At 66.6% G+C, this 647-nt stretch carries 1 protein-coding gene; it reads left to right on the top strand.

Annotated elements, in window-relative coordinates:
- Window positions 1-647: ABC transporter permease subunit (locus IG178_RS24740; protein WP_193215243.1), on the top strand; the 647-nt coding region annotated here is incomplete at both ends.

The raw sequence follows: 647 nt of genomic DNA on the forward strand, positions 1-647 counted from the left end.
CCTGGGAGCCGACGCTGAGCTATGACGAGGACACAGGCTCCATGGTCGCCGAGGACGGCACGGTGTACAGCGACTCCGGTGAGGGCTCGTTCGTCTCGGAGGCGGGCGAGGAGCTGCGTCCGGGCTGGCGGGAGTTCGTGGGATTCGCGAACTTCGCGGCGATCTTCGACCCCGAGATCCTGGGCGGGCCGTTCGTATCCGTGACGCTGTGGACCTTCGCCTTCGCCATCCTGTCGGTCGCGCTCACCTTCTTCCTGGGGCTGCTGTTGGCGATGCTGCTCAACGACCCCCAGCTGCGCGGACGCGGCTTCTACCGGGCGATCCTCTTCCTTCCCTATGCGTTCCCCATGTTCCTCTCGGCACTGATCTGGGCCGGACTGCTGAACACCGACTACGGATGGATCAACCAGGTGCTGCTCGGGGGCGCAGGGGTGCCCTGGCTGGAGAACGCCTGGTTGGCGCGAGGCTCGGTCCTGCTGGTGAACCTGTGGCTGGGCTTCCCGTACATGTTCCTGATCTGCTCCGGTGCCCTTCAGGCGATCCCCTCCGAGATCTACGAATCGGCGTCGACCGACGGTGCGGGCCCGGTGCGTCGCTTCCGCTCGATCACGCTGCCGATGCTCATGGTGGCGGTGGGCCCGCTGCTG

Origin of the sequence: Neoluteolibacter marinus (genome assembly GCF_014904755.1) — a bacterium.
Lineage (GTDB): Bacteria > Verrucomicrobiota > Verrucomicrobiia > Verrucomicrobiales > Akkermansiaceae > Haloferula > Haloferula marina.